12 protein-coding genes are annotated in these 16,371 nt (G+C 36.5%); 11 read left to right on the top strand and 1 reads right to left on the bottom strand.

The genetic code is table 11. The features are described 5' to 3' along the window. The first annotated feature begins 18 nt into the window (after positions 1-18). Positions 19-999 carry a carboxypeptidase-like regulatory domain-containing protein gene (locus tag IPJ16_08930; protein MBK7627298.1) on the top strand — a complete coding sequence of 327 codons (981 nt, stop codon included), beginning with the start codon at positions 19-21 and terminating at the stop codon, positions 997-999. A 1,061-nt stretch (positions 1,000-2,060) separates the two neighbouring features. Here IPJ16_08930 and IPJ16_08925 read toward each other — a convergent pair. Continuing rightward, positions 2,061-2,261, bottom strand: a complete 201-nt coding sequence (locus IPJ16_08925; GenBank protein MBK7627297.1) for a helix-turn-helix transcriptional regulator — start codon at positions 2,259-2,261, stop codon at positions 2,061-2,063. A 1,214-nt stretch (positions 2,262-3,475) separates the two neighbouring features. On the opposite strand from IPJ16_08925, the gene IPJ16_08920 reads away from it, so the two are divergent. The 10 genes from IPJ16_08920 to IPJ16_08875 all read left to right on the top strand — a co-directional run bounded on the left by IPJ16_08920 (position 3,476) and on the right by IPJ16_08875 (position 15,965). Further along, the gene (locus IPJ16_08920) at positions 3,476-4,315 is read left to right on the top strand and encodes a carboxypeptidase-like regulatory domain-containing protein (GenBank protein ID MBK7627296.1); all 840 of its coding nucleotides are present in this window, start codon (positions 3,476-3,478) and stop codon (positions 4,313-4,315) included. A gap of 830 nt (positions 4,316-5,145) precedes the next feature. Further along, complete coding sequence (locus IPJ16_08915; GenBank protein MBK7627295.1) at positions 5,146-6,228, top strand: AhpC/TSA family protein; 1,083 nt, start codon at positions 5,146-5,148, stop codon at positions 6,226-6,228. 880 nt (positions 6,229-7,108) lie between these two features. Then, positions 7,109-7,498 (top strand): hypothetical protein, encoded by a 390-nt coding sequence (locus IPJ16_08910; protein MBK7627294.1) that lies wholly within the window; start codon positions 7,109-7,111, stop codon positions 7,496-7,498. Then, complete coding sequence (locus tag IPJ16_08905) at positions 7,479-8,219, top strand: hypothetical protein (GenBank protein MBK7627293.1); 741 nt, start codon at positions 7,479-7,481, stop codon at positions 8,217-8,219. The genes IPJ16_08910 and IPJ16_08905 overlap by 20 nt, the downstream gene beginning before the upstream one ends. 683 nt (positions 8,220-8,902) lie before the next feature. Continuing rightward, on the top strand, positions 8,903-9,505 hold the full coding sequence (locus IPJ16_08900; protein ID MBK7627292.1) for a hypothetical protein: 603 nt from the start codon (positions 8,903-8,905) through the stop codon (positions 9,503-9,505). Positions 9,506-10,371: 866 nt separating this feature from the next. Further along, a complete protein-coding gene (locus tag IPJ16_08895) occupies positions 10,372-10,740 on the top strand; it encodes a BlaI/MecI/CopY family transcriptional regulator (GenBank protein MBK7627291.1) in 369 nt (122 codons plus the stop codon). Positions 10,741-11,190: 450 nt separating this feature from the next. After that, positions 11,191-12,021 carry a M56 family metallopeptidase gene (locus IPJ16_08890; GenBank protein MBK7627290.1) on the top strand — a complete coding sequence of 277 codons (831 nt, stop codon included), beginning with the start codon at positions 11,191-11,193 and terminating at the stop codon, positions 12,019-12,021. A gap of 874 nt (positions 12,022-12,895) precedes the next feature. Further along, complete coding sequence (locus IPJ16_08885; protein ID MBK7627289.1) at positions 12,896-13,327, top strand: hypothetical protein; 432 nt, start codon at positions 12,896-12,898, stop codon at positions 13,325-13,327. 1,322 nt (positions 13,328-14,649) lie between these two features. Beyond that, the gene (locus IPJ16_08880; protein MBK7627288.1) at positions 14,650-15,363 is read left to right on the top strand and encodes an SH3 domain-containing protein; all 714 of its coding nucleotides are present in this window, start codon (positions 14,650-14,652) and stop codon (positions 15,361-15,363) included. 101 nt (positions 15,364-15,464) lie between these two features. Next, positions 15,465-15,965 carry a hypothetical protein gene (locus IPJ16_08875; GenBank protein MBK7627287.1) on the top strand — a complete coding sequence of 167 codons (501 nt, stop codon included), beginning with the start codon at positions 15,465-15,467 and terminating at the stop codon, positions 15,963-15,965. Positions 15,966-16,371 lie beyond the last annotated feature (406 nt).

Genomic DNA, 16,371 nt, shown 5'->3' with positions numbered 1-16,371 from the left:
CAGACAGAATCTGTCGCAATGAAAAAAATAATTTTATTCCTTTTATTAGTCATTTTTTTTCAGGCGGGCCAATCTCAAATTATTAAAGGGACTTTACTCGACAAGTCTGATAATCAAATTATAAGTTTTGCATCAATCTATATAAATGGAACATCTGCAGGAACCCATTCAGACCAGAATGGATATTTTGAACTGGATATCTCAAAATATAGTTCGCTTCCAATTACAGTAAGTGCATTAGGTTATTTTACTCTTACACTTACTGATTTTTCAGTAGAAAAACCGATAGAGATTTTTTTATCACCCAAGACGTTTGAACTTAATGAAGTCGTAGTAGCAGCTAAATCGACATCGAAAGATAGAAAAGCAAATCTAATGCTATTCAGAAACCAGTTTCTTGGATCAGGTTATAATGGGAAGAACTGTGTTATTACGAACGAAGGCGATATTACATTTAAAAACTCCGGTGATACTTTAAAAGCTTATGCCTTAAATCCGATTCTGATTGTCAATAATGCTCTCGGTTATAAAATCACCTACTATCTGGATAACTTTGAATACTGCTGGAAATGCAAATCATTTCTATATGAAGGTAATGCATTCTTCAGCGAAGACATGTCTACATTGTTAACCAGCAAAAACTTCTTTGAAAAAAGAAGGAAGAAAACATACCTTGGATCCAGGAGTCATTTTTTCTCTTCATTATGGACAAATTCTTTACATTCTAATGGCTTCGATATTAAAAATTCAGTGGAAGAAATTATTAATTATGAAGATATAGTGAGTGTAAGAGCTGGTTTTAAGAAATATCTTTCAAGCAAAAGTGATCTTTATATCTATTACCTCTCTAAATCTCCTTCAAGCTGCATACAACCATTAAAAGACTATATCTTTTTTGACTCTAATGGCTATTTCGATGGCTCGGGAATAATGTTATCAGGTCAAATGGCACAACAACGAATCGGAGATCTCCTTCCATATGATTTTAAACTAAAATAAAAATAAATTTTGCAATCTTCATAACTCGATACATTACAATAACCGTCCCTTCGCTGTCAGGCACATTACGCAAACATAATAATCAGCTTCATTTAATTAAATATTCCTTTGCGTAAAGAGCCTTCCAGCCCTTCCCTGCCACTCGGCGAGACAGGCGGCTAAAGTAGAAAATGTTGTCCCATCAGGATTTAAACAAAATTTGCCCAGCAGCTAACTCACTGGTACATGTAATAAGCTTTCCAAACCATGACAATTTTTAAAACAATCCTAATACGCTTATTACATATACCAGCCCTCATAAATCCAAATACTCAGTGTTCTATTAAAAACAAAATGAGTATTATAACAAGATAACTAAAGGACTTTTCACCAGGTAGACATTAGTACATCATGACAAATTTGTGCCATTTGCCGGGACTTAAAAATGCTGATTTACCATGACAATTTCTACAACCGTGACAGAATTAAAATAGCCCAGCAGCTAACAAGGCTGGTGTGGGTAATAAGCTTGTCACAATTTTTGCTCGCCACCTTGACAATTTTATCTTGACATTTAATTTTTCACTCATCTGCCAAATTTTGACTTCCGGCTCTGGACAAATCCTGCAACCGAGACAACTTTATCGTTCGCCGGGACTTGCAAAAATTGCGCCATGGTGGCTTGCCCGCCGGGACAAATCCTGCCTAAAGTACCGGGACTCGTATCGGCGGACGGCGCCACCAACGCTTACTACCTACACCAGCCGGCCGTTAGGCGTCAGAGTTGCGTTCCACCCCATGCCGTCTTCGTTTGAGAATTTTATCTTGACAATAATATTTCGTGTGTTCTATATAATTCCTGCATTTCTTATCCATTTTTATCTTGACGGACAACTTTCACTCACTTATCGGGACTAGGACATTGGGACAGTTTACCATATCGTGAAAAATCCTGCTCATCTGCCGGGATTTAGAAACTCCGGCGCCTAACAGAAAAACCGTGTTCCGTTTTCATTTGACAAATTCGTAACCTTGACAATTATTCTTAAAAACCTTTCCACAAAATGCTTTACAAGAGGGTTTTAATCGGATTCTTCAAGTTTAAATATTTCTTCAACTGGTTTCTTGAAGAATCTTGCAATTTTCAAAGACAAGACAGTTGAAGGTACATACTTCTGAGATTCAATGGCATTAATAGTCTGCCTACTTACCCCAATTGCATCTGCTAACAGCTGTTGTGAGATTTTCACAATAGCCCTTTCTACTCTTATATTATTCTGCATTTTTCAACCCTCTCTTAAACATAAATAATCTTGCTCTGAAAATGAGAACATAAAGGATAAACAAGGTAACTGGATTTATAATCGCAAAAATAGTTGAAGTATATGGAAGAAAACTAATCGCCGTCTTAAATGCGACTATTATTAGAATTATAGTATGAGATATAAATCCTGTTAAAACTGTAAACACAATAGATGAGTATCTGACACTTTGAATTAGTTCGTCTTCAATTCTATCTTTTGAAAACGCTATAAAATACATAGAGAACATAATAAGAATATATAAGCTAATTCCTGGGAGGTAGTTATTATCCTTATTGAATAACTTAAGAGTGGCAAACGCGTAAAAAGCAAGCATAAGAATTAATGAAATAATGAATATTCCCCATCCTATTTTCTGAAAATTGTGAGGTAGTAAATAACTTTTTGGTTTCATTGTTTTAAGAATTTAGTTTATACAAATGTAATACTTAATTTACATATAGACAATTTTTATTTACATTAATTCAAACAAAGTTTACATAACAAGACCAATTTCTTACATCTTGACAGTTTTAATTCTACTCCGGCGCCTAACACGGATGGTAGGCTTAATTGCCTTCGGCAGGCCGGACAACTCCGTAATCAGCCCCAAAGTCATTAATAGCATGTTTAAAGCCACTTATTATACTTTCCATACCTTGACCACTCCTGCTACCGTGACAAGGTCTATGGGCCTGCCGGCTGACGCACAAGCTGTCAAGTTTTTTGCAGCTACACTATTTAAATCTACCTTGACGTGACAACTCCGTTCCATCTATCGGGACCTGCAAAAAACTCGCCAGCCCCGACACAGACGGCAACTAATCCTAACCACCGAGCCGTTAGGCGTCAGAGTTTGCGTTCCGCCCCATGCAGTCTTCGTTTGAGAATTTACCTTGATAATAATATTTCGTATGTTCTATATAGTTTCTTCACTTCTTATCCAATTTTACCTTGACGGACAACTCTCACCCACTTATCGGGACTTTGACCTTGGGACAGTTTATCGGTACCGTGACAAATCCTGCTCATCTGCCGGGATTTAAAAACTCCGGCGCCTAACAGAAAATCCTTGTTCCGTTTCCATTTGACAAATTCGTAACCTTGACAATTTTTTAGTTTTCACTACTTTATATCGATTCGTGTGATTCACCCTTGACAAATTTATTTCATCGTGACAGTTTTAATCTCCTCAGGTGCCTGACATTGAAAACAAAAAATTGTATCTTGATTCAAAATTCTTCAAATACATGATAAATAATATAAAAACCATTACCATCGTTGGTCTCCTATTTCTTAATCTTCAATTTTATGGACAGGCAATTACCGGAAAAGTCCTAAGTGCTTCAAAAAATGAACCGTTGATTTATGCAAGTATTGGAGTTATTGAGACCTCTTACGGTACAATTACAAATGAAGAAGGTAATTTCAAGTTAGAAGTCCATGGGCTTCCGATTAATTCACTCGTCAGGTTTTCAATGATCGGATTTCAATCCAAAACTTTTACAATTGAGGAACTCTCAAATAAGGACAATACTGTACAGCTCGAAAATGAGATTTACAAATTGCCGGAGGTTATAGTCAACCCTTTAGGAAAGTTAAAGAAAGTTGGTTCAACGAATTATACATTCAAAGGTGGATTATGTGGATGGGGAGGAACTGACTTTAGTAAGGGCTATGAGATTGGCACTTTGCTTGAATTAGGAGATAAAGTGGTAAGATTAAAGAGTTTGAACATGCATCTCTTTAAACAATCATTCGACTCCTCTCTATTCCGATTACACATACGTAACATTATAGATAGCCTCCCAGGGAGTGAACTGCTTAAGGCAAATATCTTAATTACTCTCACTAAAGAGTCTGGTTGGGTTGAGGTTGATTTGAGTAAATACAACTTAGTATTTGAAGGGGATATTGTTTTATCTCTGGAATGGATAAAAGTTATCGGGGTAAATAAAAATAACCTTATAAAAATGAACGGACAAAAAGTATACTCAGCAAATATACTTTTTAATAAAAAAATTAAAACATGGTAGTATATACACAAAATGGGGAACCGAAGCAAAATGGGTTAGACATGATAGGCAAAGCCCAAGTTTTTATCTAACAGTTCAATAAGATCAACAGGCTTGATTAGCAATAAAAATCAACTTTTACACACCGTGACAAATTCGTTTCATCGTGACAGTTTTAATTCTACTCCGGCGCCTAACCCGGACGGTTGGGGTAATAAACTTGTCACAATTTTTGCGCGCCACCTTGACAATTTTATCATGACACTTAACTATTCAATCATCGGCCAAATCCGTTTTTCCGGCTCTGGACAAATCCTGCTACCGTGACAACTTTATCGTTCGCCGGGACTGGCAAAAATTGCGCCATGGTGGCTTGTACGCCGGGACTAATCCTGCCTAAAGTACCAGGACCCTTAACGGCGGACGGCGCCACCAACGTTTACTACCGCAACCGCCGAGCCGTTAGCACATATATTTGGTAACGTGTGACTTACCCCTCGCGCCGTATTTATAAAGTTTTATCATGACAATAGAAATTCAGCACTTTATCGGGACCTGCCCTCGCACGACGGACAGCAGGCCCTCGCTCCGTCACAAGAGAGCTCTGTTATTTAATTAACAATACTGCATTCTACCGGGACTCTCCCATCGCGCGACTAAAAATACATGTGCTAACATCTTTTTAAAAATTTCAGTATAATGTGACATTTCCCGCCATCTTAACGGGACTGCAAAAACCTTGACAGATTCAGAGTCCGAAACAATATCAGCTTACAGTATTAAATCATCGAAAAATCAAAAAATTTATATAGCTTACATCATTATTGTATCACCATTTAATTAAAATGTCTATGAAATTGTCTCATTCCACTATCTTGGGTATTCTCATCTTGATCAGTTCCTGTACTTCTCACTCAGACAAAGAATTCCAAAAATTTACCCTTCAGGGGCAAATTAGCGGTCAGGATACAGGCTCAATAGTTTTAACATATTGGTCAGATAATGCCAGAATTTATGATACCACCAGAATTAAAAATGGTAGATTTATTTTTACCGGAAAGATTGTTGAGCCAATTTCTGCTGTGATGAGTGGGAGAAACGATTCTGATAGAGTCTTTATATATATTGAACCGAATAAAATGAAGATTTCTGTATCAAAAGGCAATTTTGAAGAATGTATAATGACTGGTTCAAAGACACAAGATGATGCTGTTTTATTATCCAAAATGGAAAAACCAATTCATGAGAGGTTTGCGATGCTTAGAGATCAGAAGAATAAAATCAGTGAGAGCATTAAAAAAACATTGGAAGATTCCTCAAAAATGCTGTTTGAGAAGAAGGCAGAAGAAATAAATATGCAATGGACACAAAACAAAAAGAAATTAGATTCCATAAAGATTAAATTCGTAATTGATAATCCAAAATCGTTTCTTTCTGTAGCTCAATTAGAGATGTTAGGAAGTAACGAGGTTGTGTCACTTGACTCTACAAAATCAATCTTTAATGGATTAGACATTACACTCAAGGAAAGTAGTAATGGCAAAAATATTCTTGACGAAATCAGAAAAAAAGAAAATGTTCAAATTGGTGCAAAAGTTCCTGACATAAATATAAAAGACATAAATAATCAGACAATTACTTTTTCCCAATTTCGTGACAAAAATGTTGTATTGATTGATTTTTGGGCTAGCTGGTGTGTGCCATGTCGTGAAAGTTTTCCTCATTTGAGAGAAATTTATAGCCAATATCATCCACAGGGACTTGAGATTATTGCTATTGCTTGGTTAGATAAAAATAAAGAAACCTGGATAGAAGCGATAAATCAAGAAAAATTGATAACTGGTATAATGCAACAACTATGTTTCGAAATGGGGAGATATATAATAAGGATATATCAGACAATTTTTCAGTGCCAGCAATTCCTTTTACGCTGATCATTGATAAAACTGGAAAGATTATTTATCGACACGTAGGACACTCAAAAGAAAGTGAAGCGACTCTTGACAAATTTCTATCCCAGATATTTGAAAATTAAAATTAATACGCAAGCTAACAAGTATGGTAGGCTTAATTGTCTGAGGCAGCCGAGACACCTACGTAATCAGCGCCATAAAATATGATTTCAAATAACTAGATAATTTTTAGGCAGTAGACAGTTTCAAATTTAATACATGTGCTAACAAGCGGGTAGGCTTAATTGCCTTCGCCAGCCCGGACAAATCCTTCATAATCCCAACGTCTATCACCATAAATTACACCCACTTATTAAACTTTTGTACCGGGAGCAATCCTGCTGCCGTGACAAAGTCTATGGGGCTGTCGGCCGACGCGCTGTTGTCATGGTTTTTGCATCGCCATCTGCCAACTTCTGCACCGGGAGCAATTCTCGCCGTTTATCGGGACACAGCCATCGTGACAATTTTATCATGACAGCCAACTTATCGCCACTTATCGGGACTGTGCAAAAACACATGCCAACCCCGACACAGACGGCAACTAATCCTAACCCGCTGGCCGTTAGCACAAATAGTCTTCGGTGTTATTGGCCTCGCGCCGCCGTCTATTGGGCTTATCTTGACATTCATATTTCGTGTCATCTGGACTGAATATCGCCCCGCTACTGCTACCTTGACAAATACGTCTGAAAAGCATATTTCGTCAACCTGGAGAATTTTATCCGCCGGCCAATTCGGGACAATTCCTGCTAAAACTACTTGTGCTAACTAAAAACCGGTAATAACCAATGTGATTAAAGCAGATACTTTGATTATTAACCAATTGGAACGATTTTTGCTAGTGAAAATTAATAATTCTATGAAAATGAAATTTCTCTATTCCTTTCAATTTTTATTCCTAGCCACATTATTCTTGTCAAGTTGTACTAAAATTGATCTAACAGCAACTGCCGAAGTTCAATTAAATACTCTACTTAACATAAAAGAGATTAATAATGGATTCATAGTTTCTGGAATAAAGGATTCAAGAATAACAATATCAAAATTGGACGTGAATTTTGATCCGATATGGCAAAAAGATAATTATGAATGGGGCGAATTATTATCTGAGGGAGGTTGGGGAGGAGCTTTCTATTCAGTTGAGGTTGTAGATATATTTCAAAAAAGAGAATGGAAATCTTGTATGCTTCTGCTCAGTATCAGAAGGTGGCGATGTAATGTGGCATTCCGTGTTAATAGTCACACTTGATAAATTTGGCAATGAAAAAACTAAGACTGAATTAGAGCATACTTCGCTTCTCAGCGTTATCAGAACTAATGATGATGGATACTTACTTTTTGGTAGCAAATTAATTAAACTAAACTCAGATTTTTCGAAGGAATGGGAAAACAGTGATCAGAATTATGTTTTTTCTGGGGCATCTGTTTCACCTATGAATAAAAATGGATTCGCAATTACAGGTACTTGGAGCGGTAAACAGGTTTTATTACAAAAATTCAATGACAATGGAGTACTGCAATGGTCAAAAAACAGTTATAATAAACAACCATTTAATGATTTAGGTTATGACGTCCGTCAGTTGTCAGATAAAGGATTTCTGATTATTGGCAGAACTCGGGACCTTATAGAACCTTGGGACATGAATTGTTTTTTAATTCGTACCAACATGGCTGGAGATACTATTTGGACAAAAAAATTTGGTACTGAATCAAATGAGTGGTTGGAAAAGTTTTTATATGCTGCAGAAAATGATTTTATTATAAAGGAAACAGTTGGATATCCGAACGATCCGATACAAAAATCAATTTTAATCCGAATTGATGGAAATGGACAAACAATTGATTCGAAAGAAACAAGTTTATTAAAGTTGCTCTATACTACATCGGGAAATTTTGTAAAGGTCGTGAAAACTGGAGATGATATCATGACCTTTTCAAGAGTTCAATTAAATGATTTATTCTCGCAGTAAAAAATAAAACATTCGCTATAAAACCATTTACCAAAACACTGCTAGTGTGACAATTTCTCCTCTTTTGCCGGGATCAGAATATATCATGACCTTTTTATGTATCCGGGCTAATCAGTTCAGTTTTGAAAACCTGAATTAAAGTATGACACTCTCCTATCGAAACCCTGCTGGGGTGACTGCTTCGCCACATATTTCAGGATTAAAGACTACAATGATAGTTTTGACACCTTTAAAATTACTACTTGTGCTAACAAGGCTGGTGTGGGTAATAAGCTTGTCACAATTTTTGCTCGCCACCTTGACTGTTTAATCATGACACAAAACTTATCACTAATCTGCCAAATTCGTGACTTCCGGCTCTGGACAAATCCGTTTACCGTGACAGTTTTATCTTACGCCGGGATTTGCAAAAATTGCGCCATGGTGGCTTGCCCGCCGGGACAAATCCGACCTAAAGTACCGGGACCCGTGTCGGCGGACAGCGCCACCAACGCTTACTACCTACACCAGCCGGCCGTTAGCATTTATGCGGGGGCCAATGCTTCGGGACAAATTATTAATAGCATGACAGTTTTTTCTTCCATGACAGATCGCACAAATGCTAACGGAAAATTCATACATTTATCTTCAATACCATGATTTAAACCGACTTTCACTTAGAATATATTTAAATGAACTGTACCATGCAAAATATTCAATCTATTAAACCAGTAGGATCAATTCTCCTAATTGTTCTATTAACATCATGTGCAGTTAACCGCTCTCTAAATTTATCAATCGATAGTAGCCAAAAAGCAGCCTTGATTGAGTCTCCTTTTAGGACAGCGAAAGGTGTGGCAGATGAATTAAATAAACAATTCAAATATCGATCATTATATCTATTTGATTTAGACTCTATACTGACAGCGAACAAAAGAGATACAATCTATCTTCAAGAAAACTATGATTATATTTGTTTTGGATGTCCTGCTGATTATGTTGCAATGTTTATAGATTCCTCATTAATAACTTATAAATTAAAAATCCCTGATAAAAAGTATAAAGAAAATCATACTGTCTTATCAAAGTATTTAGAGGATAATGATGGATATTTATATTACGATATTCTTGAACTTAGAAATCAAATTAGACATGTTGAAAAATGGAATCAAAATCCCGAAAAATTCGGCACAGATGAATGTTTTGATGGAGGCCATACTCTTGACACAATCATATTTCCCTCTGGCAAAATTGAATCTATGTATATGAGATGTTGGGTTCCAAAAGACTTTAGAAAAAAACTCTAAAATTTTGCACAAATGCTAAAGAGTGAATTATAACTTCTAACCAGACTGGATCATCTGTTAACAAAATAACAGCACCGTGACAAAATCCTGCATCTTTGCCGGGACTGGAAAACCGTGACAAATTTCAGATATCGTGACAAATTCTTCGCATCGGGACAGTTTTAAAATATGCACAAATGCTAACAACGCTGGTATAGGCAATAAGCTTGTCACAATTTTTGCTCGCCACCGTGACAATTTCGCCATGACGATTAACTTCTCACTTATCTGCCAATTCTTTTCCGGCTCTGGACAAATCCGTAAAGCAGGGACAAATTATCATTCGCCGGGACTGGCAAAAATTGCGCCATGGTGGCTTGCCGCCGGGACAGATTATCGGCTAAAGTATAGCATGACACCTCGGCGGGCTGCGCCACCAACGCTTACTGCCCATACCAGCGGGCCGTTATGTTTAAGCGGCGCTGCGCGAACCGGGACTAATTCGTCTACAGATCAGGTCTTTACCCGTCGTGACAAATCCGCCTAAACATAACCGATTAGAATTTACTTAAATCGTGACAAATCCTGCCCGCTAATCGGGACTCAATTATCTGGACAACTTTATCATGATACTGAAATCCTGCCCATCTATCGGGACTATTTTATCGGACAAATTTTCCTAGACGCTCTAACAAAAGTAAATGGCCTTAAAAATTATTATGAAATATTGCTAAAAATATTTATTGACCTACTGCTCTGAAATAGATGACATTAGCACATCTAATTTACAACAATATTTATCAATAACGTATTTATCCGTTATTTATTTGTTATTTTAGTTGCATTACTGATATATCCGTTATATCTTTGTAAAAACAGTTACTGCTATGAATAAACTCACAACAAAAGAAGAAGAGGCTATGAAGATCCTTTGGAAAGCTAAAAAAGGATTCATTAAAGATCTGATTGATCTTTGTCCAGAACCGAAACCCTTATACACGACACTTTCGTCAGTTATCCGAATACTTGAGGAGAAAGGCTTCATTGGTCATAAAGCTTATGGCAAAAACCATGAGTACTTCCCACTAGTTAAGAAGGAAGAATATAGGAAAACTTATATGAAAGAGGTCGTAAGCGATTACTTTGGATCATCCTACAAAAATGTTGTTTCATTTTTTGTGGATGAAAATAAGCTAAGTACAGATGACTTAAAAAAATTAATAGAGGTTATTGAGAAAGGGAAGAAAAATGGATAATTTACTCTTATACCTGCTTAAGGTATCAGTTGTGACTATGCTGTTATACCTATGTTATATACTTTTTTTCAGTAAGGATACATTTTATCTTCGCAACAGGATTTTCCTGATTGGACTTCTGCTGCTTTCCATTTTTATACCCTTACTGAATGTTTTTAACCTATTTGCCACTGAGTCTCCAATTGAAAACACAAACTCAATAAAAAGCATCATATTAACTGGGACTAGTCTCGAAGCAATTGTTTCAGAAAAAATTACCTCATTCGATTTAAATAGCATATTGATTTGGATCTATTTTTTAGTTACAGGCCTTTTCCTATTTCGAATAATATCCAGCATTGCACAAACACTTAGAATAATTCGAAAGGGAACTATACAAAACACTATGTTCCCTAAAGTTGTTTTGTCCGAAATGGAGCATCCACCTTTTCTTTCTTTCCTTATGTAGTTATTCCAAAGAAAACCTACAAAAGCAGTGACTATTTGGAGATTCTTGAACATGAAACTGCACATATCAAGCAAGGACATACTTTTGATTTGGTATTTTCTGAATTACTAATTGCCTTTTTATGGTTCAATCCATTCATGTGGCTTATAAAAAGGTCGATCGTACTAAACCATGAGTACTTAGCAGACAATTTTTCATTAAAAAGTTCTTGTAATATAAAAGAATATCAGTATAAACTTCTAAACATCCCAACGAGCCTAATGAATGTCCCATTAGCGCATAATTTCTCAAGTTTAATTAAAAACCGAATTGTCATGATCAACAAAAAGCCAACACGCAATTATGCTACTCTGAAAAGTTTAATAATTTTTCCGGTAGTAGCAATCCTATTAGTTATGTTTTCGTTCAAACCCGAGAACACTATAACAAACACTGGTAACCAAAAACCACTATTCTCTAAGACTTCTGAAACAGAGATTTTGAAATTTATCGGGATCAATACCGGCTACCCTCAGGAGGCGAGAAACTCTTCCGACACAGGAAAAGTATTTGTTGTTGTAAAAATGAATAAGGGTGGAGTAATAAAAGAATGCAAAGCTTATACTGACAAAAAAGCTGTCAATGTTCCCCTGTTGCCAGAAATCGTAATTGTCGGTTATAAACCATCTGGTGGAACAAGTGCAGCAAAAACTACAAAAGCTAGTACGAATGAACACCCAATATTAAAAACTGAATGTCTTCGGGTCGCTAATACCCTTTCAGACGCTAAAATACCTGAGTGGAAGGATAAGGATATGGAATTTGCTCTCGAAATTAAGTTCATGCTTAAATAATTACTAAACAATAGCTTAAGAAAAGCTAAATCTTAAATTTTAAGGACATTTAATATACCCGGACAGCTGTCTGGGTATACTGATTAAGGGCTAATTAAAATAATTACATCATGACAATGACTAATACGATTAGTCCTCATATCGGGACAGTTTTAATTCCCCGCCTAAACATAACCCGGATGGTATAGGTAATTGCCTTCAGCAACCCGGACTAATCCGTAATCACCTCAAAGTCTATGAGCGTAATTTTCACCCACTTATCAAGTCTTGTAGACCGTGACAAATCCTGCTACCGTGACAAAGCTAATGGGGCTGCTGGCCTTCGCGCCGTTGTCATGGTTTTGCATCACCATCGTGATAATCTATCATACCGTGACAAACCCTGCTCACTTATCGGGACACACTCATCTGGACCACTTTATCGTGACATCCAAATCCTGCTCATCTACCGGGACTGTGCAAAAACACATGCCAACCCCGACACAGACGGCAACTACCCATACCACCGAGCCGTTATGCTTAAGCCTCAGACCGTTACGGGACAGTTTCGTCATGACCAAAAAGGCCTAAGCATAACGGTTTCGAAGTAAAATTTCATCATAAAATGGACAATTTTTTTAATCGCTGAGAGACCGTATACCTTGACAAATTTGTTTATCAAGACAAATCCTGCTCCATTACCTAGACTACCACATCTTGACAACATTATCCCGACATGAAAGCTTCCACCTCTTAAACAAGAATGCCAATGACATTTGTAGATAAAAATTAAAACCGGTACAATTTTTGCGGTAATATCTTAGTATTCAACGAACTTATGGAATTATTCTAAAAAACTTCTTTTAACTCTTTGATTACCTAAACTCAAATAGACATGAAAGCAACTATTATTCTGATGTTTTCTTTCATTTTTATCACTGGATCCTTATTTGGACAAAAAGACAAACATAATTATATCGACAGTGATATTAAAAAACAATTTTTCCCTATTACAGATCCAGTAAGTCCTCTATTGGGAAAACCTGATCTCCATTCACCCAAAAAAATTGATAATCCAATATTAAGAGATTTAGATAGGTTTGGGTTATATCCAAACAGCTCATTATTTAAAGATAAGAAAGTCCCATTATACTCAGATATTGTTGTTGTAGAAGAATTTTCTGGGGCTTCAAGATTCTATTGTTATCCATTTGTTAGAAAACCTGATACAAGAGGGAAAATATTAATTATTAAACCAGACACCTCCGAAGATGTAAAATATCATTTGATTATTAAAGATCCAATTCGTCACACAATTACAAAATGATTCACAAATATACCTTGACAAATCCTGCTGAAGAAGTGAGTTTTAATCTAGGCCTAAACATAACGGTTTCGAAGCAAAATTTCATCATAAAATGGACAATTTCTTTAACGCTGAGAGACCGAATTCATTGACAAATTTGTTTACCATGACAAATCCTGCTCCCCTACCAGGACTTGGACTAGATCCAGTTGTCCTGTTGGATTGGATCAATTTTTGCTGTTAATAATTTAACACCACATCTAAAACAAAAATTTACTATGAAATTAAAAGGCCTCATAATAATTTCGATATTATTCTTAATCTCCAATTGGTCGTGTGAAAAAAAAGGTGATTTGATAGAATTGCATTTCTACGAAACTGGTTGCGCTAATCCATGGAGTGCAAACCATAATGATACTGACTATAAAGACAAAGTCATTAGTTACCTAGAGCTACAAGGCATTAAGATTAAAAAAATCTCTATTACAGATGACGGACCAGCCAGTGGTTGTTTCTCGTGCTTTTGTACGACAGGGAGAACTATTAACATTACCATTTATGAGCAGGATAAGACCCTCGCTCTTGATCTTGGCTTCTTTATACGGCAGAAATGATCTCTGTTATCATGACAATTCCTGCTATGAATCAAGTTTTAATCCAGGCCTAAGCATAACACGGATGGTAGGCTTAATTGCCTTCGGCAGCCCGGACAAATCCGTAATCACCCCAATGTCTATCACCATAAATTTCACCCACTTATAAGTTTTTGGTACCGTGACTAATCCTGCTACCGTGACAAAGTCTAAGAGGCTGCCGGCCTTCGCTCCTGCATGGTTTTTGCATCGCCATCGTGACAATTTTATCATACTGTGACAAATCCTGCTCACTTATCGGGACTCACTCATCTGGACCACTTTATCGTGACATCCAAATCCTGCTCATCTATCGGGACCGTGCAAAAACTCATGCCAACCCCGACACAGACGGCAACTAATCCTAACCACCGAGCCGTTATAGTTAATTGTTGGGTTCCTGCACGTTAGAGAGTTTTAAGCAACTAACTATAACCGAAAGCGAGGTTCAGATATCTTGACAAATCCTGCTCTTTTGACTAAATTTAACATCTGGACAATTACATCATGACGAGTAAATTTGCACCCATCTGCCGGGATTGGTAACTTGGACAAGCTAATAGTGACAATTAAAATTCTGCACATCTGCCAGGACTAAACAATAATACTCTGATTTATAATTGACTGGCCTGATTTTTGTTGTGAATATAATAACATTAAAAGTAATAGTAAGCAATCCTAGGTAACATTCTGCATAAATAAAACCTGACAATGAGAGGATTAATAACACTAACAATCGGATTACTTATACCTATGTTAATTTTCGGACAATCCGAATTAGCAATGATTAATGACTTAGATGGTTTCGTCAATGTTCGAGATGACAAAAATTCTAATTCGGAAATTTTGTTTAAAATTAAAAAAGGAGAATTTTTCCTTTGTGTGCCGACAAGTGAGAACTGGTGGAAAATTGATAATTTTTACACAAAGTCTGGATTTGTACATAAATCCAGAATTCAATTAATATCTGATTTTACGGAACAACAACAACGAGACCTGATAATAAATTCAATAAATAGACTCAAAGATTACAGATTAAAATACGATTCACTACGACTGAGTTTACCAAATGATGAGAGGATGAAGTTATTAAGTGAGTTTGAAAATTTTGAAGAGACTATTTATACTCCGCTTTTACCATATCTTTCAAAAATATTCTGCAAAAATAGAGATATTGATTTACTTGAAAAGCACCTCAAAGTTTTAATTGTTAATCAAGGGTCAGCAAACGAAATGCCTGCATGGAGTGTGGGTGACTGTTATTTATGTTATCCTGATTTGGTGATAAAACAGATTAATAATTATAGTGGCAAAGACAGAGAGTATTTGCGAAATATATTGACCTTCGGTTTTGAAAATGTTACATGGCAGAAAGAAAATAAAATTAAGAACTTTATTGAGTTAAAAAATAAACTAAATCAATAGAGCCCTGTATAAAACAAACAATTTCATCGCACAAGGTTTCTTGACTTTTAAGTGGCTGACTTGGTTTTTGTTGTGAAAGAATTAACACTAGCACTAGATTTATGAATAAGATAACCTTGCTCCTAGTCTATTCCCTTTTATTAGTTTCATGCGAAAAAGATAAGATTTACGGTGACTTAATCGAAGATCCAAAACTATATTCAAGTCTTTACTCAGACTCAGTTGATACACTGACTATCGGGATTGACAAATACATAACAGAAGCAGAACTATACCGGGACTTCTTCCCTGGTGGACCAATTCCTAGAAAAAGTCCATTGATTGCTTCGGTATATTTGGTTAAATGTGACAGTATTTCAATTCCTGATCATATTCAAATAAAAAAAATGTACGTTATCTCAAACCAGACAATTTGGGTTTCAGACCCACAGGATAATCGTCAAACAAAATTCCCTGACTACAAATTATATGGACTAAGCAACAATGGCCCCATTTGGGATACTGACATTACAGTTGATGTTATTCTCAAAATCGTTGACAATTCAATTCCGAAGGACTATTTCCTAATCGCAAAAAATCAAATAATAGAGAGAATCGAATAGTACCCTTAGACTAAATTTTAAATCTGTACTTATAATCTGCAACTCTCTTTATCGTGACAGATTCGTTTCCGCGTGACAGTTTTAATATTACAACTAACTATAACCCGGATGGTTGGGGTAATAAGCTTGTCACAATTTTTGCTCGCTACCGTGACAATTTTATCTTGACACTTAACTTATCAATCATCTGCCAAATCCGTTTTTTCCGGCTCTGGACAAATCCGTATACCGTGACAACTTTACCGTTCGCCGGGACTGGCAAAAATTGCGCCATGGTGGCTTGTCCGCCGGGACTAATCCGACCTAAAGTACCGGGACACGTATCGGCGGACGGCGCCACCAACGCTTACTACCGCAACCACCGAGCCGTTATAGTTAATTGTTGGGTTTCTGCACGTTAGAGAGC

This window comes from Bacteroidales bacterium (assembly GCA_016709865.1).
Classification (GTDB): domain Bacteria; phylum Bacteroidota; class Bacteroidia; order Bacteroidales; family VadinHA17; genus LD21.
This window is presented reverse-complemented; position numbering and strand designations above follow the sequence as displayed.

Excerpts from the sequence above, each read along its gene's own strand:
- IPJ16_08930 (MBK7627298.1), top strand. The coding sequence starts at position 19 with ATGAAAAAAATAATTTTATTCCTTTTATTAGTCATTTTTTTTCAGGCG.
- IPJ16_08885 (MBK7627289.1), top strand. The coding sequence starts at position 12,896 with ATGAAAGCAACTATTATTCTGATGTTTTCTTTCATTTTTATCACTGGA.
- IPJ16_08895 (MBK7627291.1), top strand. The coding sequence starts at position 10,372 with ATGAATAAACTCACAACAAAAGAAGAAGAGGCTATGAAGATCCTTTGG.
- IPJ16_08875 (MBK7627287.1), top strand. The coding sequence starts at position 15,465 with ATGAATAAGATAACCTTGCTCCTAGTCTATTCCCTTTTATTAGTTTCA.
- IPJ16_08880 (MBK7627288.1), top strand. The coding sequence starts at position 14,650 with ATGAGAGGATTAATAACACTAACAATCGGATTACTTATACCTATGTTA.
- IPJ16_08925 (MBK7627297.1), bottom strand. The coding sequence starts at position 2,261 with ATGCAGAATAATATAAGAGTAGAAAGGGCTATTGTGAAAATCTCACAA.
- IPJ16_08900 (MBK7627292.1), top strand. The coding sequence starts at position 8,903 with ATGCAAAATATTCAATCTATTAAACCAGTAGGATCAATTCTCCTAATT.
- IPJ16_08915 (MBK7627295.1), top strand. The coding sequence starts at position 5,146 with ATGAAATTGTCTCATTCCACTATCTTGGGTATTCTCATCTTGATCAGT.
- IPJ16_08910 (MBK7627294.1), top strand. The coding sequence starts at position 7,109 with ATGAAAATGAAATTTCTCTATTCCTTTCAATTTTTATTCCTAGCCACA.